General features: G+C 41.9%; 19 protein-coding genes. 15 read left to right on the top strand and 4 right to left on the bottom strand.

All coding sequences use genetic code 11. The features are described from left to right. Positions 1 to 56 precede the first annotated feature (56 nt). From dinB to HMPREF0847_RS09600, 5 genes are all read left to right on the top strand, one after another. On the top strand, positions 57 to 1,121 hold the full coding sequence (gene dinB / locus HMPREF0847_RS09620) for a DNA polymerase IV (protein ID WP_008808266.1): 1,065 nt from the start codon (positions 57 to 59) through the stop codon (positions 1,119 to 1,121). Positions 1,122 to 1,333: 212 nt separating this feature from the next. Next, positions 1,334 to 1,660 (top strand): hypothetical protein, encoded by a 327-nt coding sequence (locus HMPREF0847_RS09615; protein ID WP_008808267.1) that lies wholly within the window; start codon positions 1,334 to 1,336, stop codon positions 1,658 to 1,660. Positions 1,661 to 1,979: 319 nt separating this feature from the next. After that, positions 1,980 to 2,774 (top strand): CPBP family intramembrane glutamic endopeptidase, encoded by a 795-nt coding sequence (locus HMPREF0847_RS09610; RefSeq protein WP_008808268.1) that lies wholly within the window; start codon positions 1,980 to 1,982, stop codon positions 2,772 to 2,774. A 45-nt stretch (positions 2,775 to 2,819) separates the two neighbouring features. Beyond that, on the top strand, positions 2,820 to 3,566 hold the full coding sequence (locus tag HMPREF0847_RS09605) for a CPBP family intramembrane glutamic endopeptidase (protein ID WP_008808269.1): 747 nt from the start codon (positions 2,820 to 2,822) through the stop codon (positions 3,564 to 3,566). A gap of 75 nt (positions 3,567 to 3,641) precedes the next feature. Then, positions 3,642 to 4,280: a TetR/AcrR family transcriptional regulator gene (locus tag HMPREF0847_RS09600; protein ID WP_008808270.1), complete on the top strand. Its 639-nt coding sequence runs from the start codon at positions 3,642 to 3,644 to the stop codon at positions 4,278 to 4,280. A gap of 53 nt (positions 4,281 to 4,333) precedes the next feature. Here HMPREF0847_RS09600 and recD2 read toward each other — a convergent pair whose 3' ends face one another. From recD2 to rnhC, 3 genes are all read right to left on the bottom strand, one after another. Next, complete coding sequence (gene recD2, locus HMPREF0847_RS09595) at positions 4,334 to 6,688, bottom strand: SF1B family DNA helicase RecD2 (RefSeq protein ID WP_020992822.1); 2,355 nt, start codon at positions 6,686 to 6,688, stop codon at positions 4,334 to 4,336. A gap of 94 nt (positions 6,689 to 6,782) precedes the next feature. Then, positions 6,783 to 7,385, bottom strand: coding sequence for a signal peptidase I (gene lepB, locus HMPREF0847_RS09590; RefSeq protein WP_008808272.1), 603 nt, complete (start codon positions 7,383 to 7,385; stop codon positions 6,783 to 6,785). Between the two features lie 3 nt (positions 7,386 to 7,388). Beyond that, positions 7,389 to 8,279 (bottom strand): ribonuclease HIII, encoded by an 891-nt coding sequence (gene rnhC, locus HMPREF0847_RS09585; RefSeq protein ID WP_008808273.1) that lies wholly within the window; start codon positions 8,277 to 8,279, stop codon positions 7,389 to 7,391. A gap of 150 nt (positions 8,280 to 8,429) precedes the next feature. On the opposite strand from rnhC, the gene HMPREF0847_RS09580 reads away from it, so the two are divergent. The 6 genes from HMPREF0847_RS09580 to trxA all read left to right on the top strand — a co-directional run bounded on the left by HMPREF0847_RS09580 (position 8,430) and on the right by trxA (position 14,245). Next, positions 8,430 to 8,735, top strand: coding sequence for a hypothetical protein (locus tag HMPREF0847_RS09580; protein WP_008808274.1), 306 nt, complete (start codon positions 8,430 to 8,432; stop codon positions 8,733 to 8,735). Further along, positions 8,735 to 9,283: a CvpA family protein gene (locus tag HMPREF0847_RS09575; protein ID WP_037622645.1), complete on the top strand. Its 549-nt coding sequence runs from the start codon at positions 8,735 to 8,737 to the stop codon at positions 9,281 to 9,283. The genes HMPREF0847_RS09580 and HMPREF0847_RS09575 overlap by 1 nt, the downstream gene beginning before the upstream one ends. Positions 9,284 to 9,338: 55 nt before the next feature. Beyond that, positions 9,339 to 11,672 (top strand): endonuclease MutS2, encoded by a 2,334-nt coding sequence (locus tag HMPREF0847_RS09570; protein WP_008808276.1) that lies wholly within the window; start codon positions 9,339 to 9,341, stop codon positions 11,670 to 11,672. A 10-nt stretch (positions 11,673 to 11,682) separates the two neighbouring features. After that, positions 11,683 to 12,327, top strand: coding sequence for a GNAT family N-acetyltransferase (locus tag HMPREF0847_RS09565; protein WP_008808277.1), 645 nt, complete (start codon positions 11,683 to 11,685; stop codon positions 12,325 to 12,327). A 100-nt stretch (positions 12,328 to 12,427) separates the two neighbouring features. Then, entirely contained in the window at positions 12,428 to 13,846 is a 1,419-nt protein-coding gene (locus HMPREF0847_RS09560) for a C69 family dipeptidase (RefSeq protein ID WP_008808278.1), read from the top strand. Between the two features lie 84 nt (positions 13,847 to 13,930). After that, on the top strand, positions 13,931 to 14,245 hold the full coding sequence (gene trxA, locus HMPREF0847_RS09555) for a thioredoxin (protein WP_008808279.1): 315 nt from the start codon (positions 13,931 to 13,933) through the stop codon (positions 14,243 to 14,245). A gap of 161 nt (positions 14,246 to 14,406) precedes the next feature. Here trxA and HMPREF0847_RS09550 read toward each other — a convergent pair whose 3' ends face one another. After that, positions 14,407 to 14,925 carry a DUF4865 family protein gene (locus HMPREF0847_RS09550; RefSeq protein WP_008808280.1) on the bottom strand — a complete coding sequence of 173 codons (519 nt, stop codon included), beginning with the start codon at positions 14,923 to 14,925 and terminating at the stop codon, positions 14,407 to 14,409. A 108-nt stretch (positions 14,926 to 15,033) separates the two neighbouring features. Between HMPREF0847_RS09550 and HMPREF0847_RS09545 the strand changes: the two genes are divergently transcribed. The 4 genes from HMPREF0847_RS09545 (at position 15,034) to HMPREF0847_RS09530 (ending at position 18,965) form a co-directional block, all read left to right on the top strand. Then, positions 15,034 to 15,780, top strand: coding sequence for a LysR family transcriptional regulator (locus tag HMPREF0847_RS09545; protein WP_020992820.1), 747 nt, complete (start codon positions 15,034 to 15,036; stop codon positions 15,778 to 15,780). A 99-nt stretch (positions 15,781 to 15,879) separates the two neighbouring features. Then, positions 15,880 to 16,287, top strand: coding sequence for a polyketide cyclase (locus tag HMPREF0847_RS09540; RefSeq protein WP_008808282.1), 408 nt, complete (start codon positions 15,880 to 15,882; stop codon positions 16,285 to 16,287). 255 nt (positions 16,288 to 16,542) lie between these two features. Continuing rightward, positions 16,543 to 17,982 (top strand): APC family permease, encoded by a 1,440-nt coding sequence (locus HMPREF0847_RS09535; RefSeq protein ID WP_020992819.1) that lies wholly within the window; start codon positions 16,543 to 16,545, stop codon positions 17,980 to 17,982. A 143-nt stretch (positions 17,983 to 18,125) separates the two neighbouring features. Then, positions 18,126 to 18,965, top strand: coding sequence for a mechanosensitive ion channel family protein (locus HMPREF0847_RS09530; protein WP_008808284.1), 840 nt, complete (start codon positions 18,126 to 18,128; stop codon positions 18,963 to 18,965). Positions 18,966 to 19,001: the final 36 nt, after the last annotated feature.

Here is a 19,001-nt window from a genome sequence, read left to right as displayed (position 1 = left end):
AAAAATGAGAAAAAGGTTATACTAGAATTGGAAGACAAGAATAAGAGGCGACTAGAATGTTGATATTCCCCTTAATTAACGACACATCAAGAAAAATCATCCACATTGATATGGACGCTTTTTTCGCTTCGGTGGAAGAGCGGGATAATCCTAAGTTAAAGGGGCATCCGGTCATCATCGGCAGCGACCCACGCTTGACTGGCGGTCGTGGTGTCGTCTCCACCTGTAATTATGAGGCCAGAAAGTTCGGAGTTCATTCGGCTATGAGCTCCAAGGAAGCCTATGAGCGTTGCCCGCAGGGGATTTTTATCTCTGGGAATTACGAAAAATATCAGGCGGTCGGCTTGCAGATCCGAGAGATTTTCAAACGCTATACGGACTTGATTGAGCCAATGAGTATCGACGAGGCTTATCTGGATGTAACGGAAAACAAGCTGGGGATTAAATCCGCAGTCAAAATAGCCAAGTTGATTCAGCACGATATCTGGAATGAGCTGCAACTGACGGCTTCGGCAGGCGTTTCTTATAATAAGTTTCTGGCCAAGATTGCCAGTGACTATGAGAAGCCTCATGGTCTGACTGTTATTCTGCCTGAGGAAGCAGAGGCCTTTCTAGCGCCAATGGATATTGCTAAGTTTCATGGGGTTGGTAAGAAGAGTGTTGAGAAACTACATGAAATGGGAGTTTATACTGGTGGAGATCTGCTCAAGATACCAGAAATGACCTTGATTGATAAGTTTGGCCGCTTTGGTTTTGATCTCTATCGTAAAGCGCGTGGCATCAGTAATAGTCCAGTCAAGTCCAATCGCATCCGTAAGTCGATTGGGAAGGAGCGGACCTATGCCAAACTGCTCTATAGTGAGGAGGATATCAAGAAAGAGCTGACCCTGCTGGCACAGAAGGTAGAAAATAGCCTGACTAAGCATGATAAGAAAGGACGAACCATCGTTCTGAAAATCCGTTATGCCGATTTCTCCACCTTGACTAAAAGGAAAAGTTTGAATCTAGCTACTCAAGACAAGGAGCAAATCGAGCGAACGGCTCATGAGATTTACGATAGCTTGGAAGAACAACCACGAGGTATTCGTCTGCTAGGGCTGACAGTGACGGGGTTTGAATAAAGATAAAGGCTTGGTTCGTTACCGGGCTTTTTTAGATATAGTTTTTAGCATGAGAGAGTTGCTTGTGACGAGTTTCTAAGTTGGCTGATAATTTTCATTAACTAAAAATAATCTTTTTTGAAAAAATACTGGACAAAGTTTTCTGTGTCTGTTATACTGAGTCTATAAAATAAAAAACCGCCTGGTCGGTTTTTAAAAAGAAAGGAGCAGAAATGAAGAAATCTGTAGTAGAAAAAACAAGCGAGCACATCCTCAAGTTTAATCAGGAGCTGGATCGGCAGCGGGAAGGTCAGAAAGAGTTTTTGCAGCAGCAGGCAGAAAAACGTAAGGTGTGGCTAGAAAAGATAACACAGGATGAGAATCTCATACGCTATTCTAAGTGGGGAGTCAAAGCTGGATATGCTGTCCTTGCTGGTGGCTTGCTGACTTCTGTCTTTAGCCCTTGGCGAGGACTGGGTATTATGGCAGTAGGCAGTCTGAGCCTTGCCTCCAATCTCTGGCAAATTCGGCGATTGCAAAATAAAGAAAGGAGCAAGTAGCAGAGAAATGGCCTGTATTAAGCATCAGAGTCAGGACAACTTAGAAACTAAAAGCAGCAGGCAGTAGCTAAACGGTGCTGACATAGCTTTTAGCATTATTTAGTCTATCTTTGCTTTTTATTTTAGGCAAGGACTAAAAGACTACGTTTTCTATTTGGCGCAGGTCTTTATTTTTTTACAATAAAACAAACCGAATGGTCGGATTTTAAAAATCTGCGTTTCAAAACAGGCAATCATCTGAAAGACTGAGAGTAAAGGATGCCTTTGTCCAGTTTTCGGATGACTTTTCACTATTCTACATTTGATAAGGAGTTATCGTATGAACAAACAAACACATGTAGAGCCAGAGACAAGGCATATCCTGCCCTTTCTGGCCTGGACTTTTGGCATTACCTGGGGAGCCTGGCTGCTTCAGTATATTTTAACCGCCCTGAAGCTGACCAGCGGGGCTGAGCCTTTGGGCCTTGCTCTCAATTTCATCGGGGGCTTCGGACCGGCCTTGGGAACTTTTATCAGCCTCAAAATTTCTCATCCTAAGAAGATGCTGGACTTTATCTTTTCTCATGCTAAGGGCTGGTGGATTTATATGCTGGCCTTCTGTCTGGTTCGGGTTTTGACCCTTTTTATCGCCAATCCTGTATTACCGCCGCTCAATGCCGTTCTGATGTTTCCTTTGGGCTGGACCTTTGTCACGTTTGCTGGAGGCGGGAACGAAGAGCTGGGCTGGAGGGGCCTCCTGCAGCCGGCTCTGGAGAAAAAATTCTCCTTCCCTCTGGCAACTGTCATCACGGCTCTGGTCTGGGTGGCCTGGCATCTGCCCCTCTGGCTGATTCCGGGAACGAGTCAAAGTCAGATTTCTTTGCCCTTCTATCTCTCCTTTGGTATCTTGCTCTGTTTCTGTCAGGCGGCTCTCTACAAGCAGACGGCCTCTGTCTTTGCCTGCATGGTCTTTCACGGCTGCATTAACTTTGCTCAGGCGACGATTGTCGGCAGTGCTACAAATGGCGGAAGGTATCTCAGCTTCCAGGTTGCTAATCTGGTCATGACCGCCCTGCTGGTCGGCTGGTGGTATTGGAAGGGCAATCGGAAAGGAGTTCAGAAAGATGCAGGCTAAAAATCTTGGCAATCGCTCTTCTGCCAAAGAAAAAGGAGTAATCATATGAAAACACAAACACATGTAGAGCCAGAGACAAGGCATATCCTGCCCTTTCTGGCCTGGACTTTTGGTATCAGCTGGTCTGCCTGGCTGGCTTCGGCTTTCCTGAGGATTCCTATTATTTCCCAGGTCCTAACCATCGCTGGTGTTTTTGGCCCGGCCATTGGAGCCAAACTGGTCTTAGGAAAATCGTTCAAGGAGCTCTTAGCTTCTATCGGATCGGCCCGAAAAAGGACTTGGGTCCATCTCTTGATTTTGACAATTCTTTATACCCTTTCCATAGTCTTTTGGAGCCCGCTCCTGCCTGGTTTTAGCCTTCTCAGGATTGCCCTGATTTTTCTCATGACGACTCTTCTGACAGGCGGCAATGAAGAGATTGGCTGGCAGGGCTTCCTGCAGCCGACTCTGGAAAAGCTTCTGCCCTTTCCCTTAGCAACTGTAACAGCTGGGTTAATCTGGGCTGTCTGGCATCTGCCCCTCTTCTTTATGCCCGGCAGCAGTCAGGCAGGGACTTCTTTTCTAGTCTTTACTGCCGCCTGCCTGCTCGCCCGTTTCTGGCTAGCGTCTCTTTACAAGGTCAGTCAGTCCATCCTTTACTGTGTTCTTTTCCACGGGGCCATCAATACCATTGGTGAAGGCATTTTCCTGGGGAAGGGGACGGAAAATCCGCTCTTTTTCCTAGGCTATATCTTGATGGCGGCTTACAGTATCTATCTTTGGTATCAAAGGGATCAGCAAGACAAGGCTTAAAGATAGTTTTATGATTTTGTATTTCCCCGGCTTTTTTGGTAGAATAAAGCTATATTAGAAACAAAGGGGAATAGAATGGCGCAACGAAAAGACAAATCCCAGGCCATGAGAGAAAAAATTTTAAATACAGCAACCCAGCTCTTTATCCAAAAGGGGTCCGAAAAGACCAGTATGCAGGACATCGCTCAGACGGCGGGCATCTCCAAGGGGGCTATCTATCATCATTTTAAGTCAAAAGATGAGATTGTCCTGGCGGTGATTAGGAGCCGGCAGGAGCTGATGGAAGAAGAGATGAAGCAGTGGCTCAAGGCTACGGAAAATCTGACTGGCAGAGAGCAGCTGCAGACCATCCTCAAGTCTAATCTGGAAAGTCAGACAGCCCGGGCTACGGACGGCATTGTGGGTGAGTATGAGAAGGACGCAGGCTTTATTTTGACCATGATGCGGGACAATCTGCGGATAGGCGCCCCTCTGGTCAGTGACATTATCAAAAAAGGGATGGCAGATGGTTCCCTTCAGACCCAGTATCCGGACCAGGCTGCGGAAGTTTTTCTGCTGCTGGTGAATTTTTGGATGCATGGGACCATTTTTGAAAGCGATCCTGAAAAACTGCCAGAACGCTTCCATTTTCTGCAGTTTATGATGACCTCGGTCGGCATGGATATCTTTAATGATGAGCTCCTGCAGCTCTTTAGCCAGAAAAATAAGGCATAAAAAAAGGCGATAGGACAGAACTAAAAAATTTAATTCTGTCCCAGCCTTTTTATTTATGTGCTGAATATACTGTGGATATCTTCCTCGGTCAGGCCGATTAGGGGGTCGATTTTCAGGAAATTTTCTTCTGTCAAGACATAGTTTTCCACAGCTTTTTCCAACCTATCCACAGGAGTGTAGCTAAGTTCCTGTGGAGCTTCTAGGTCAGCAAAACGCTCGACCAGATAGGTTTTGCGGGCGGTGCCAGTGTTTTTTGCAGCATAGTCAAAGGCTGCTTTTTCCCCAAGCAGGATCAGCTTGCTCTTGGCCCGGGTAATGGCTGTGTAGACCAGATTGCGCTGGAGCATGCGGTGGCTGCTACGGGTGATAGGTAGGATGACCACGGGAAACTCGCTGCCCTGAGACTTGTGGATACTCATGGCATAGGCTAGGCGGATCTTGTACCACTCGCTACGTTGATAGACGATTTCATTTCCATCGAAGTTGATGGTAAGTTCATCTTGCTTAGAGTCGGTGTATTTTGCTGGCAACAAGTCCGTGATATAGCCCAAGTCCCCATTAAACACATTGCTTTCAGCATCGTTGACCAGATGAATGACCTTGTCCCCTTGCCGGTATTGGCAGTCTGGCGCTTCAAAGACCAGTTGGTCTTTTTCTGATGGATTTATTAAATCTTGCATGAGTTGGTTGATCTGGTCGATTCCTGCGGGTCCTCGGTACATAGGAGCCAGGACTTGGACGTCCTGGGCAGGGATGCCACTACGAATGGTAGCGGCTACGATTTTCTTAATCATGTCAGGGATATATTCACTAGTTGCTTCAAAATAGGAACGATCCGCCTTTTTTTCAGTAAAATCAGCTGGCAGAATCCCTTGCTGGATTTGACTGGCCAGGGTAACAATTGTTGAATCTTCTCCTTGCCGGTAGATTTTTGTTAGTTTAGTTTGAGGTAGGAGAGGTATTTTTAAAAGATCGGCCAGAACCTGACCGGGACTGACAGACGGAAGCTGGTCAGCATCCCCCACAATGAGGATTTTACTGTTGGAAGAAATATTGCTGAGCAGTTGATTGGCCAGCCAAGTATCGACCATAGAGAACTCGTCTACAATGATGAAATCAGCATCCAAATAGTCATCTAAATGACTGGTATCGTCATCTCCAGTCATGCCCAAATGCCGGTGAATAGTAGCGCTGGGCAGTCCAGTCAATTCATTCATTCGTCGGGCAGCTCGTCCAGTTGGAGCAGCAAGCAGAATAGGTAATTCCTGTTTCTTAGCCAAGTCTAGTTTGTGAAGAGCAGCATAAGTAGCAATGATGCCATTGATAACGGTCGTTTTACCAGTTCCTGGCCCACCCGTCAGAATAAACACCTTATGATTAATGGCATCGCAGATGGCCTTCTTTTGAATATGGTCATAGCAGATTCCTAAATCTTGCTCGACTTGTTCGATGATACTTTCGAGTTTTGGGGCATCAAAGGTTTCTTGTTTGCCTTTTTCTAGAATCCGAATCAGATTGCTACGGATACCTTCCTCGGCGAAATAAAGACTGTTTTCAAATATTTTTGTCTCAACGTTTTGGATCTTATCTTCTTCGATAAGGTGGGCCAATTCATCCGCTACCAAGGAAGGATCAAGTTCAACCTGACGGGCATTCTCCAGCAAATCAATGGTGTGGGATAGCAAGTCACGTGCTTCTATATAAGTATCACCTGTCTCCATAGATTGGCTGAAAAGGGTATGAACAAGACCAGCCCGGAAACGCTCTGGAGCATCGCTTTCAATACCAAGTTGCTGGGCCAACTGGTCAGCTATTTTGAAACCAATACCTTGAATGTCTTCAACCAGTTGATAAGGATATTTTTGGACAATTTCCAGCGTTTCTTCTTTATAGGTATCTTGAATCTGCAAGGCTAATTTATTAGGAATGCCATATTCAGCGAGTTTAGAGAGCAACATCTCTGTGCCGTAATTTTGTCTCAGTTTGCTGACGAAGGCTTCCCGATTGGTTGAAGAAAGGCCGTTAATAGTTACGAGTCGGCTAGGATCAGCCAAGATCTGGTCAATCGTATTATCGCCATAGAGATCTACTATCTTTTGGGCGGTCTTAATACCGATCCCTTTAAAATGATCGCTAGCAAAATACTTGACTAGACCCTTACTGCTTGGCTTGGCTCTTTCGTAGCGAGTTACTTTTAGCTGTTCCCCGTATTTGGGATGTTGAACAAGAGTTCCCCAAAAAGTATAGTCTTGTCCTTCCATGATATCGGCCATGGTTCCGGTCACGATAATCTTAAAATCATCAAATTCTGCATCTGTGTCCTCGATATCCAGTAACAAAATTCGAAAGAAATTGTTGGGATTTTCAAAAATAATGCGTTCGACGGTTCCTGAAAAATAGAATTCCATATCTCTCATCCTAGAAAAAAAGGCAGACAAGCCAATGAAACCTGCTGTCCTGCCCTTTTTATTTCTTGATTCTTATTTGCTTAACAAATGGTACTTAGAAGATACCAATCTTATTGAGTGGCCAGAAGCGTAATTTCGCTTCTCCTTCAATCTGATTGGCCTTGAAGTTTCCAACTTCTCGGCTATCTCTTGAAACGAGTCGGTCGTCTCCTAGAAGGAAATAGTGTCCCTTAGGAACTTCGACAGTGAATGTTGAGTTACCTAGAGAGTCCTGAGTGAAAGAGTTGGCTTGTTCAGCGATTTGCTGGAACATCTTCCGGTAAGAATAAGTCGACTGCAATTTGTCCTTTTTAAATTTAGAAATATATTCTTTTAAGTAAGGCTCATCAGTTTTCTTACCATTGATATAGAGTTGGTCGTTTTCATATTTGATGGTATCACCAGGCATACCAATCACTCGTTTGACAATCCGTTTCTCGTTCCCATTTTCATCTGTTTCTTTAGCAACAACGATATCAAAACGATCGATGGGGAGATAGCGGACTTCGAGCAGATACTCTCCATCAGCAAGGGTCGGGTCCATTGAGTGGCCACTTACCAAAAATGGAGACCAGAGGAAGAGGCGGGTGAGGAGCAAAGTAGCCATGAAGAGGATGAAAAATCCCCATTCTTTCATAAATTTTCTAAAACCAGACATAACTTACCTTTCTAGTAATTGTTTTGCTTTTTGAGTATTTTTAAAATGTAGTTTAGCACTTGTTTCAAGACCGGCCATACCATAAGCCTTCAAAATCTGACTGGCCACATGATCGCTCTTAGCCCCTGCTCCGCTTGGTAATTGGTAGCCTAATTCCTGGCTCAGAATCTCTAGATTCTCTAAGAAAAGATCGCGGGCTATGATGGAGCTGACAGCCACAGCTAAGTATTTTCCTTCAGCTTTTTCTTCTAAATGAATCGCCTGACTAACCTGATTTCGCTCTTGCTTGACATAACGCTGGTAATTGGTGCTGCTAGTGAAGGCATCAATTACGATTTGATCAGGTTTTATTCCTTTTTCTAGCAAGAGATAGATGGCTTGGTTGTGAAGGGCAACCTTGACCGAAACAGCATTGTAACCCGAAGCAATGACTTGATTGTACTTCTTAGGTGATAAGAGCAGGGCTTGATGGGTGATTTTTTCTTTTAGGATAGGAGCTAATTGGCGAATTTTTTGATCCGTCAGGGTTTTAGAATCTCCAACTCCTAATTTTCTGAGAAAATCTTCCTGTTCTTTAGTGACAAATGAAGCCACAACAGCTAAACCACCAAAATAGGAACCATTACCAACCTCATCCGTTCCTATCATAGCTTGGTAGGTGATTTTCTGTGGAGGCTGGGTGATATCTGCTGTCTCTTTGAAAAAAAGAGCATATTTACCTGCCTCTTCTCCCTGAAGGAGTAATTTACCAGAAGTATAGATACTGGCTGTTGCTTGCTCCAAACGGAAAAAATAACGGATATAAGGATTTTTACTAGAGCTGAGATATTTTTTATATTGCTTAAGAAATGCTTGAATCTCCCGCTCACTCGGTGTTAAGGTGAATTGTCCCATGCCTTCTATTTTAACATAAAAAAGAGTAAAGTTGAAAAAAAGATTGACGGACTTTTTATCTTCAAGCATATTTTAGAAAAGCAGGATAGAGGGGTAAGCCCCGACCTGACAAAACGCTTGATATTTGGTATAATATAACGAGGTGATTTTATGGCAAATTTGAATCGATATAAGTTTACTTTTGGAAAGAAGACCATGACTTTAACAACAGGTTTTGATAATCTGTTTATGGAGGAAGTCGAAAAGGTCGCGACAGAAAAATACCAAGCAATCAAGGAAAGAATGCCCCAAGCGGATGATGAAACCTTGGCTATTTTGCTTGCCATTAATAGTCTGTCGACTCAGTTAAATCGTGAAATTGAATTTGATGACAAGGAAAGAGAATTAGAAAGTTTGCGTCGAAAAGCCCTAACTGAAATAAAAGAAAAATCTTTGCAAACAGAGGGGCCTTTATGATTATTTCACTACTAATTTTACTGATTTTGGCATGGAGTTTCTATATTGGCTACTCTAGAGGGATTGTCCTTCAGGCTTATTATTTACTATCAGCTATTGTAGCCTTTTTTATCGCTAGTCAATCTTACCAAGGTTTAGCCCGCTTTTTAAGTTTGTGGGTCCCTTATTCAAGTGCGACAGAAGGAGCTACAACGTATTATTTTCCTAACAATCAGCTCTTTCATTTAGATAAAGTCTTCTACGCTGGCCTAGCTTTTTTTATCATTTACACTTTTATTTATGCGATTGGTCGCTTCATTGGGATTTTTATCCATTTAGTACCTAAAGGGAATACGGATTCTCGTTGGTATAATGTTGCGAGCGGTGTAATTGCTGTTTTCATTTCCTTAATTGCCATTGAAATGTTCCTAACGGTTTTCGCTACTGTACCACTAGCTTTTATTCAAGATCGCTTAAATCACAGTGGTTTAGCTAGCTTCATTATTAACCATACCCCAATTACCTCTAGTCTCCTGAAGTATTTTTGGGTTACCAAGGTGATTGGATAAAAGGACTCAGTTGGCCTACTAGCTGGGTTCTTTTTCACTAGAAAAAGATATTATCATGAATACAAAAATATTAGAAACTTTAGAATTTAATAAAATAAAAGACTTGTTCCAAGGCTTTTTGCAAACGGAGCAGGGAAAGTTGGAATTACAAGTTTTACAGCCGACCACAAAAAAAGAGGCAATTGAGAGAGCATTTTTAGAAGTTGCAGATATGGAGCAGATTTTAGTAGAAGATCCGCATTTTCATTTGGCAGCAACCAAGGATATCACTGCTATTAGCAAGCGTTTGGAGCTTGATGGTGATCTGAATATCGAGGAATTGCTTGTTTTAAAAAAGGTTTTGCGCGTTTCGCATGACTTGGTTACTTTTTATAATGATTTAGAAAATGTTCGACTTCAAGAATTGAACCGTGTTTTTGAAAATCTAGTCGATTTCCCTGCTATTCAAGGGAGTCTGTTAGCTGTCAACGACGGGGGCTTTATTGAAAGTTTTGCCAGTGAGGATCTGGGGCGAATCCGTCGTAAGATCCAAGAGAATGAAAGCAAGGTACGAGATCTTTTGCAAGAAATTCTCAAAAACAAGGGAGACATGCTGGCAGATCAAGTGATAGCCAGCCGGAATGGCCGCAATGTGCTGCCGGTTAAAAACACCTATCGAAATCGGATTCCAGGAGTGGTGCATGACATTTCTGCCAGTGGAACGACCATTTATATCGAGCCTAGGGCAGTGGTTAACCTCAATGAGGAAATTTCCAACTACAAGGCGGACGAGCGCTACGAACTCTTGCGAATTTTGCAAGAACTATCTGCTATGATTCGCCCTCATGCAACTGAAATTGCCAACAATGCTTGGATTATCGGTCATCTTGACTTGGTGATGGCCAAATTGGCCTTTATGAGAGAACGAGGAGCAGTAGTGCCAGCCTTATCCGAGACACAAGCCATTCAGTTGCTACAGGTTCGTCACCCCCTGATTGAAAATGCAGTAGCTAATGATTTGCATTTCGGACCTGATTTAACAGAGATTGTTATTACTGGACCAAATACCGGTGGTAAGACCATCATGTTGAAGACCTTGGGTCTGGCTCAGATTATGGCCCAATCAGGTCTGCCGATTTTGGCGGACAAGGGCAGTCGCGTCGGAATTTTCAGTCAGATTTTTGCAGATATTGGGGATGAGCAGTCCATTGAGCAGAGCCTGTCGACTTTCTCTAGTCACATGACCAATATTGTCTCTATTTTAGAGCAGGTTGATAGCGAGAGTCTGGTTCTGCTGGATGAGCTGGGAGCTGGAACTGACCCGCAAGAGGGAGCGGCTCTGGCTATTGCTATCTTGGAAGATCTGCGACTAAGACAGATTAAAACAATGGCGACAACCCACTATCCTGAGCTCAAAGCCTATGGGATTGAGATGGATTGGGTGGAAAATGCCAGCATGGAGTTTGATACAGATAGTTTAAGGCCGACCTATCGCTTTATGCAGGGAGTGCCTGGTCGTTCTAATGCCTTTGAAATCGCTCGCCGCTTAGGCTTGTCTGAACTTATCGTTAGCCATGCCCAAGAGCAGACCAACACAGACAGCGATGTCAATCGGATTATTGAGCGCCTGGAAGAGCAGACGCTGGAAAGTCGCAAGCGCTTGGATAATATCCGCGAGGTGGAGCAGGAAAATCTCAAATTTAACCGAGCCCTCAAAAAACTTTACAATGAGTTTAACCGAGAAAAAGAAACCGAACTCAATAAGGCACGCTTGGAAGCTCAGGAAATCGTTGATTTGGCTCTATCAGAGAGTGAGAGCATTCTCCAAAATCTCCATGCTAAGTCCAGTCTCAAACCTCATGAGATTATCGAAGCCAAGTCTCAACTCAAAAAGTTGGCACCAGAAACGGTTGATTTATCAAAGAATAAGGTGCTCAAGCAGGCTAAGAAACATCGGGCGCCCAAGGTGGGAGACGATATCCTAGTCACTAGCTATGGTCAGCGGGGAACCTTGGTCAAGCAGCTCAAGGACGGCCGCTGGGAAGCTCAGGTAGGTCTCATCAAGATGACTCTAGAGGAACAGGAATTTAATCTTCTCAAGGCTGAAAAAGAGCAACAACCTAAGCGCAAGCAGGTCAATGTGGTCAAGCGGGCCAATACTGCTGGTCCGAAAGCCAGACTGGATTTGCGAGGCAAACGCTACGAAGAAGCTATGAAAGAGCTAGATGAATTTATTGATCAGGCCCTTCTTAATAATATGGCTCAAGTGGATATTATCCATGGTATTGGGACTGGTGTCATTCGTGAAGGGGTGACAAAATACCTCCGCCGCAACAAGCACGTCAAGTCCTTCGGCTATGCTCCGCAAAATGCTGGCGGCAGCGGTGCAACGATTGTGATCTTTAAGTAAGAGGCCAGAAATGAAAATACAAATCTATGACTCGATTTATGAGGAAAGTTGGGTTTATACAAAAGCTTTGAGTTATCTCTTTTCGCCTTTCTTTGATGATATGAGCCGTTACAAGGATGAGTTTACTGAAGAACCTTACCAAGATTCGGTTGAGCTCATAGCAGTAGAAGATGATCAGGTTGTTGGGCTTCTGGATATTGGGATTTACACTGAGGAAGCAAGTCATTCTTATCCATATTATCCAGGAAAAAAGATAGCTTACTTTGCTAATCTGGCTGTCCATCCTGATTTTCAGAATCAAGGGATAGCTAGCCAACTCTTTCATAGTGCTTGGGAGCAGCTGCATGAAAAGAAAGTTGAGGCCTTGATCATCTTTACCAGAGACGGAGAGCAGGCAAATCACCTCTATCAGAAGTGGGGCGGCAAGCTGATTTGTCAAGATTATTTAGTTGTCGGACGCCCCAAAGATCAAACACCGTTTTCTTTCAGTGTTGATACTAAGCAGCAGACAATCTGCCTGACAGACAAGTCAGGAAATTCTTTAGGCTATTATCAAAGAGAAGGGCATTATATTGTCTCAAGGAAAGAAGATTTAGAGCATTTTGAGATTGATGAGCTTTACAAAGAACATACCTATGTCTTGAAAATCGAATAGGGCATTGGAAGTTTCAGCGTAGAGATAACAGCAGGTTCTTTTATGAGGGCCTGCTTTTTGCTATAATGTAAGTAGCATAAAGAGTACCGGAGGGAAAATAATGAGAATAAAGCATGCATCAGATTCCTGCACGACTATTTTGGTAGGCAAGAAGGCCAGTTACGACGGTTCAACCATTGTGGCTCGTACAGAGGATTCACAAAATGGGGTCTTTACGCCCAAGAAATTTGTCGTAGTGGAGCCACAAGACCAGCCCCGTCATTATCAGTCAGTTTTGACATCTTTTGAGATGGATTTGCCGGACAATCCAGTCCGCTATACGGCAGTGCCAGACGCAGTTCCCAAAGATGGGATTTGGGGAGCAGCTGGAATTAACAGCTACAATGTTGCTGTTAGCGCGACGGAAACGATTACGACCAACAGCCGCGTGCTGGGGGCAGATCCTTTGGTAGAGTCAGGTATCAGCGAGGAAGATATCCTTACGCTGGTTCTTCCTTATATCAAAACGGCTCGTGAAGGGGTTCTACGCTTAGGGAAAATCTTAGAGGAATACGGCACTTATGAGTCCAATGGAATTGCAATCTCAGATGTCAACGAAATCTGGTGGCTGGAAACCATTGGCGGTCACCATTGGATGGCGCGACGCGTACCAGACGATGCCTATGTGACCAATCCAAATCAGTTGGGCAGTGACTATTTTGAATTTGACAATCCAGAGCACTTCCTCTGTCATCCAAATCTCAAAAACTTTATTGAGGAAAATCATCTCAATCTGAATTACTCAGATGAGGGCTTCAATCCCCGCTATGCTTTTGGTAGCCAGAAGGATAAGGATCGCCATTACAATACGCCGCGAGCTTGGGATATCCAGCGTTTTCTCAATCCAGAAACGGAGCAAGATCCAAGGAGTTTCTTTATTCCATGGTGCCGCAAGCCTTACCGCAAGATCACGATCGAAGATGTCAAGTATGTCCTGAGCAGTCACTATCAGGATTCGCCTTATGATCCTTATGGAGTAGAGGGCGACCACTACAGTAGACGGGCCTTTCGGACTATTGGAATCAATCGGACCAGTCAGACAGCCATCTTGCAGCTACGCCCTAATCAACCGCAGGAAACGACAGGGATCCAGTGGCTGTCCTACGGCTCCATGCCTTACAATACAGCCGTTCCTTTCTTTACTCAAGTCTCAACAACGCCAGACTACTTTGCCAATACGACGGACAAGGTTTCCACGGATTCTTTCTACTGGGCCAATCGACTGATTGCTGGGCTGGCTGATGCTCATTTTAGCAGTCATGTCGGAGACTTGGATGATTATCAGGAAAAGACTATGGCCTGGGGTCATGAAATGATAGGTCGGGTGGACCGAGCTTTGGCTAAGGGTGAGGATGTTGACTTTGAAGCTGAAAATCAAGCCATGAGCGACAAGGTGCAAGAAGCGACAGACCATCTCTTGGAGAAAGTACTCTTGGATGCCAGCAATCTCATGGTCAACCACTTCTCATTGAGTGACTAAGGTCCTATCCGTAGCAAATATTTTTCTTTCTCTGGCTTTTGGTGTAAAATGTTATCAAAAGTAAGCTATTAAAGGAGAAAATTTATGGTAGCAGCAGTTACAGATGCAACATTCGCAGAAGAAACAAAAGACGGATTGGTTCTGATTGACTTTTGGGCAACTTGGTGCGGTCCATGTCGCATGCAGGCACCTATCTTGGAGCAGTTGGCAGAGGAAGTTCATGAAGACGAATTGAAAATCCTCAAAATGGATGTGGATGAAAATCCAAATACTGCCCGTGAATTTGGCATTATGTCCATTCCGACCCTTCTCTTCAAGAAAGATGGTCAAGTCGTTAAGCAAGTCGCAGGTGTTCACACCAAAGACCAGCTCAAGGCTATTATCGCGGAATTGAGTTAATATCATAGCTAAAAAAATCGTTACATAGCGTAACGATTTTTTCATTTAGCTGATGACAGTAAAGGTCATACAATTTTGGGAAGAGCAAGTATACTCTCATAGTGTGAAAAATAGCGAAGAAGTGTTTGTTCAGGCGTTTCCCTATTACTTATCATAGGTGCTTATTGTGAAATGTGTAAAATTTCAAATGTTGGTAGTTGTGTGTCGGGTTTATTGGTATAAAAAGTAAAGATACATTTTTTCCATTTATCAGGATTAAAAATAACAACTTTGCCGCTTTCGTTGGTTTGCATTTGCTCATGAATGGTAAAGGATTTTAAACTTTCAGATACTTCTATATCAATGACTTCTAATGTAGCATATTTACTTGAGTCAAAATGATCAGATATTTCGACTGATGAAGTCACTCCGATTTCAATATTTTGCCAGCCAAACGAATTTAAAATATGATCAAAGTAACCATCAAATATGAATTTTGTCATTCCGTTGGTATTTTTCCAAATATATAGCGGACAGTAACTATTAAATAATTGGCCTTCAGACTTTTCAGAGATTAAATAAACTTTGAAAAACAAATCGTCGAATCCATCCATTAAATGACCTGTATTTCGGACACGTTGTCTAATGATATCCATATCATAATCTGATGGTAATTTTATAGTATATTGCATTGCTTGCATAGCAGTACTCCTTTTCTAATGAACTATTAACAGTATAAATGATTTATATCATGTTGAATAATACTTAAAAATGATATAATTATCACAAAAAGTGATAGGGTGTTTTAAATGAATTTTAATGATATGAGCATTTTTGTGACAATCTATGAGACAAGGTCAATAAACAAAAGTTCAAAGATCTTACAATATGCGCAATCTAATCTCAGCGCTAGATTGAAGGTGCTTGAAACTGAATTAGATACGAAATTATTTTACAGAAAATATAATGGTTTAATTCCGACAGAAAGTGGAGACTTATTTTATCAATTTTGTAAGGAAACTTCTAACAATTTAGAGAAATTAAAAAAGAAATGTGAAACCTCAAAAATATCCATCTTAATTTCAGAATTGTTATTCAATCACGATATTAATAATTCACAAACAATTAATTTGGATAAAAGCGAAATTAATATCCAAAAAACTTCGGATATACCAATCATTGCTCATCAGGAAGAATTTGATAAAATTTTTTGCTTTCAAAAAATTGAAAATTTAAAGCATTATGATGAGACTATCGGACACATTGAGTCAGTTTATGCTTGTTCGAGTAGCATAAAGGCTACTGAGGAAATGCCTATATTTGTTAATAAAGATGAAAATTGTCCTTTTAGAAAACAAAGCTTAATGAAGTTTGCTCATTTAAAATCAGTTGTAGAAATTGATTCTTTTGAGAACATTATCAGCTTAGTTGAAAACGGGAAAGGAATCGCACTATTGCCTAAATGGTTAAATAAGAGAGCGAAAATCAAGCCATACGACCAAGGCATCGTTCTGATTCCATTTTATCAGTATGAAAAGAAGAACCAAAGCAGGTAGCTCATTTAGAAGAAATGCTAATGCTAGAGTGGAAAACCATTTGACAATTTTTGTAAATACACTTATAATAAGTGTACATATTATAAAGGAGATTTTGTAATGGAATTTAGTTTTAGTTTAACCATAAAAGCATCAAAAGAAGATGTATGGAGCTACTATGAAAATATTGAAAAGTGGTATGACTGGGAAGAAGATTTAAAAAATATTACATTAAATGGTGAATTTAAGACAGGTTCTTGTGGGACGATGGAACTCGAAGGAATGCCCCCAATGGAATATCAGCTGACACTTGTCAAGCCCTTTGAGGAATTTTGGGATAAAACAGCGACTCCGTTTGGAGATATCCTTTTTGGTCATCAGATCATTGAGAACAATGATGGCACTGTAAATGTTAAGCACACCGTAGCTTTAGATAGCAAAGATCAGCAACATTTGGGATTTTTAAGCCAAGTTTTCTCAGATGTTCCTCAATCGATTTTTATTTTAAAAAATTGTTTGGAAAAATAAGAATTCTCTGCTTAGCTAGGGAATTTTTTTATTTTTTCTAAATGTTGAGAAGGGATCAGCAAGAGGTACAGATGATTTATTGTTCTTTTTATGCTCTTCTTTAATGGAAAAAATGAAACAGAAACGAAATACGAAAGCGCTTTATTTTGTTTTTTAAAGTGTTATAATAACAGTGAAATATATTAATAATTTATCCAACTGCTGCCTCTATTTGAGAGACAAAAGAGCTTTTAACGATTGGAAGGAGGAAATCGTATGGAAGAAAAAGATTCTAAGCAGTTAAGTTGGCTCATGATAGCCTTGATAGCCTTTAATATTGTTTGGGGCTTAGGCAATGTCGTGAATAATTTTGCTCAGCAGGGAATTGTCGTGATCACTTCATGGATTCTGTTGCTGATTATCTATTTTATTCCTTACACATTAATGGTTGGGCAACTAGGTTCAACTTTTAAGGATAGTGAAGGTGGGGTTAGTGACTGGATTAAGTTTACTTCTACCAAACAGCTAGCTTTTTTTGCGGCTTGGACCTACTGGGTTGTGCAGATACCATATTTGGCCCAAAAACCTCAAACAATCTTAATTGCTTTAGGATGGGCCTTTCAAGGAAATGGAAGGATTTTGGATAGTCTGTCCATGCCCATGATTGTCTGCCTTTCTTTACTAACTTTCCTTCTCCTTTTGTATATTTCGACCAAGGGTTTGAAAGCCTTGAAATTTTTGGGAACATTAGCCGGTGGAGCCATGCTGGTCATGTCGGTTCTCTTTATTCTAATGGCTGTTGGTGTGCCATTGATTAAGCCAGATCTACAATTGGCCACTCAACATATGGACCAGTTATCGACTTATATTCCAAAATTTGACTTCTCCTATTTTACAACGATTGCACTCTTAGTCTTCTCAGTAGGAGGAGCGGAAGCTATCTCTCCTTATGTTAATAAAGTGAAAAATCCTGCAAAGGGCTTTCCAAAAGGTATGATAGCTATGGTTGTCATGATAGGAGCCTGTGCCATTTTAGGCTCTCTTGCCATGGCCATGATTTTTGATAGCAACCATATCCCAGCCGATTTGATGAGGAATGGCGCCTACCAAGCCTTTGCTGTTTTAGGAAAGCATTGGGGAATAGGCAATTTCTTAGTTACTATCTATGCTCTTACCCAAGCAATAGGACAAGCGGCTACACTAGCTATTTGTATCGATGCGCCTCTACAAATCTTTTTGGGTAGCGCAGATAAAGATTTTATTCCAAGCTGGTTGCGTAAGCGTACCAAGTCAGGAATGCTGATTAATGGCTATCTCTTAACAGGGGTACTAGTAGCAATTATCATTGTACTGCCACTTTTTGGATTGAAGGAAATCGATGGTCTGGTCGTATGGATGACCAATCTCAATGCTATCGTTTCTCCCATGTGTTTCCTTTGGGTATTTGTAGCTTATATGTTCTTGTATCGTAAATGGGACAAATTTAAAAACGTTGAATACAAATTTATGAAAAATCGTAGACTAGGTTTTCTAATGGGAGCTTGGGGATTAGCCTTTACGGCCTTTGCTTGTATTCTGGGTATGGCTCCACAAGTAGATATGGCAACTCATCCGACTGAGTGGTGGTTTGCTCTCATCACGAATATTATCACTCCGATAGCCCTCTTGGGTCTAGGCTTGCTTCTGCCTATGGCTGCACGTCGAGAGAAGAAATAAAGAAAGTTGGGACAAGTCAAAAGACTGTCCCAGCTTTTTTTAAGATGTCTTAGGGATCTAGCCTTTTTCAAGTATGGGCTTTGTGTTATAATAGATTATATTTCTTCTGGTACTGGAATAAATGTGATTGTATGAGGTAAGCAATGTTTTTTTCAAGTAATATTTTTTCTCGTTATTTTAAGCAGTTTGATTGGACGGCTATTGTAGATGATGCTGTTTCCAAGTTGATTTCTCTGCTCTTTTTATTTATCTTATTTTATATTGCCAAGAAGCTTCTTCATGTCTTTGTTAGAAGAATTATCTCCCCATCCTTAAAGTTTTCTAGTACTGATATCGCCAGACAGAAAACCATTAGTCGCTTGATAGAGAATGTTCTCAATTATGCCCTTTATTTTCTTTTGATCTATTGGATTTTATCCATTTTAGGTTTGCCAGTTTCTAGTCTGTTAGCTGGTGCAGGGATTGCCGGAGTAGCTATCGGAATGGGGGCGCAAGGCTTTCTATCGGATCTGGTCAATGGCTTCTTTATTCTTTTGGAGCGTCAGCTAGATGTAGGCGACAGTGTTCGCTTGACCAATGGTCCTATCAATATAGCGGGAACAGTCGTTAGTGTCGGGATTCGAACAACTCAGATTCGGGATGCAGATGGCTCGCTTCACTATATTCCTAATCGCAATATTATGGTCGTCAGCAATCTTTCGCGTGGAGATATGCGGGTTTTGATTGATATTCCGATTAATGCACAAACAGATTTAGATAATATTGCTCGTGTGATTGAGAAAGTCAACCAAGCATCCCTTAAAGATTATCCTGAAATTTTACAAGAGCCAGATATTTTGGGACCTCAGTTAGAAGAAAATAGCCAGTTTGTTTTTCGTGTTAGCATGATGGTTCAAAGTGGGACTCAAACTAAAATTTACCATTCCTTTTACAGACTTTATCATGAAGCTTTACTAAAGGAAGGCATTGATTTGCCAAATTAATATTCTAAAGCTAGTCCTTTAGATAGAGGAGAAAAT

Origin of the sequence: Streptococcus sp. 2_1_36FAA (genome assembly GCF_000161955.2) — a bacterium.
Taxonomy (GTDB): domain Bacteria; phylum Bacillota; class Bacilli; order Lactobacillales; family Streptococcaceae; genus Streptococcus; species Streptococcus gordonii.
This window is presented reverse-complemented; position numbering and strand designations above follow the sequence as displayed.

Excerpts from the sequence above, each read along its gene's own strand:
- dinB (WP_008808266.1), top strand. The coding sequence starts at position 57 with ATGTTGATATTCCCCTTAATTAACGACACATCAAGAAAAATCATCCAC.
- HMPREF0847_RS09615 (WP_008808267.1), top strand. The coding sequence starts at position 1,334 with ATGAAGAAATCTGTAGTAGAAAAAACAAGCGAGCACATCCTCAAGTTT.
- HMPREF0847_RS09610 (WP_008808268.1), top strand. The coding sequence starts at position 1,980 with ATGAACAAACAAACACATGTAGAGCCAGAGACAAGGCATATCCTGCCC.
- HMPREF0847_RS09605 (WP_008808269.1), top strand. The coding sequence starts at position 2,820 with ATGAAAACACAAACACATGTAGAGCCAGAGACAAGGCATATCCTGCCC.
- HMPREF0847_RS09600 (WP_008808270.1), top strand. The coding sequence starts at position 3,642 with ATGGCGCAACGAAAAGACAAATCCCAGGCCATGAGAGAAAAAATTTTA.
- recD2 (WP_020992822.1), bottom strand. The coding sequence starts at position 6,688 with ATGGAATTCTATTTTTCAGGAACCGTCGAACGCATTATTTTTGAAAAT.
- lepB (WP_008808272.1), bottom strand. The coding sequence starts at position 7,385 with ATGTCTGGTTTTAGAAAATTTATGAAAGAATGGGGATTTTTCATCCTC.
- rnhC (WP_008808273.1), bottom strand. The coding sequence starts at position 8,279 with ATGGGACAATTCACCTTAACACCGAGTGAGCGGGAGATTCAAGCATTT.
- HMPREF0847_RS09580 (WP_008808274.1), top strand. The coding sequence starts at position 8,430 with ATGGCAAATTTGAATCGATATAAGTTTACTTTTGGAAAGAAGACCATG.
- HMPREF0847_RS09570 (WP_008808276.1), top strand. The coding sequence starts at position 9,339 with ATGAATACAAAAATATTAGAAACTTTAGAATTTAATAAAATAAAAGAC.
- HMPREF0847_RS09565 (WP_008808277.1), top strand. The coding sequence starts at position 11,683 with ATGAAAATACAAATCTATGACTCGATTTATGAGGAAAGTTGGGTTTAT.
- HMPREF0847_RS09560 (WP_008808278.1), top strand. The coding sequence starts at position 12,428 with ATGAGAATAAAGCATGCATCAGATTCCTGCACGACTATTTTGGTAGGC.
- trxA (WP_008808279.1), top strand. The coding sequence starts at position 13,931 with ATGGTAGCAGCAGTTACAGATGCAACATTCGCAGAAGAAACAAAAGAC.
- HMPREF0847_RS09550 (WP_008808280.1), bottom strand. The coding sequence starts at position 14,925 with ATGCAAGCAATGCAATATACTATAAAATTACCATCAGATTATGATATG.
- HMPREF0847_RS09545 (WP_020992820.1), top strand. The coding sequence starts at position 15,034 with ATGAATTTTAATGATATGAGCATTTTTGTGACAATCTATGAGACAAGG.
- HMPREF0847_RS09540 (WP_008808282.1), top strand. The coding sequence starts at position 15,880 with ATGGAATTTAGTTTTAGTTTAACCATAAAAGCATCAAAAGAAGATGTA.
- HMPREF0847_RS09535 (WP_020992819.1), top strand. The coding sequence starts at position 16,543 with ATGGAAGAAAAAGATTCTAAGCAGTTAAGTTGGCTCATGATAGCCTTG.
- HMPREF0847_RS09530 (WP_008808284.1), top strand. The coding sequence starts at position 18,126 with ATGTTTTTTTCAAGTAATATTTTTTCTCGTTATTTTAAGCAGTTTGAT.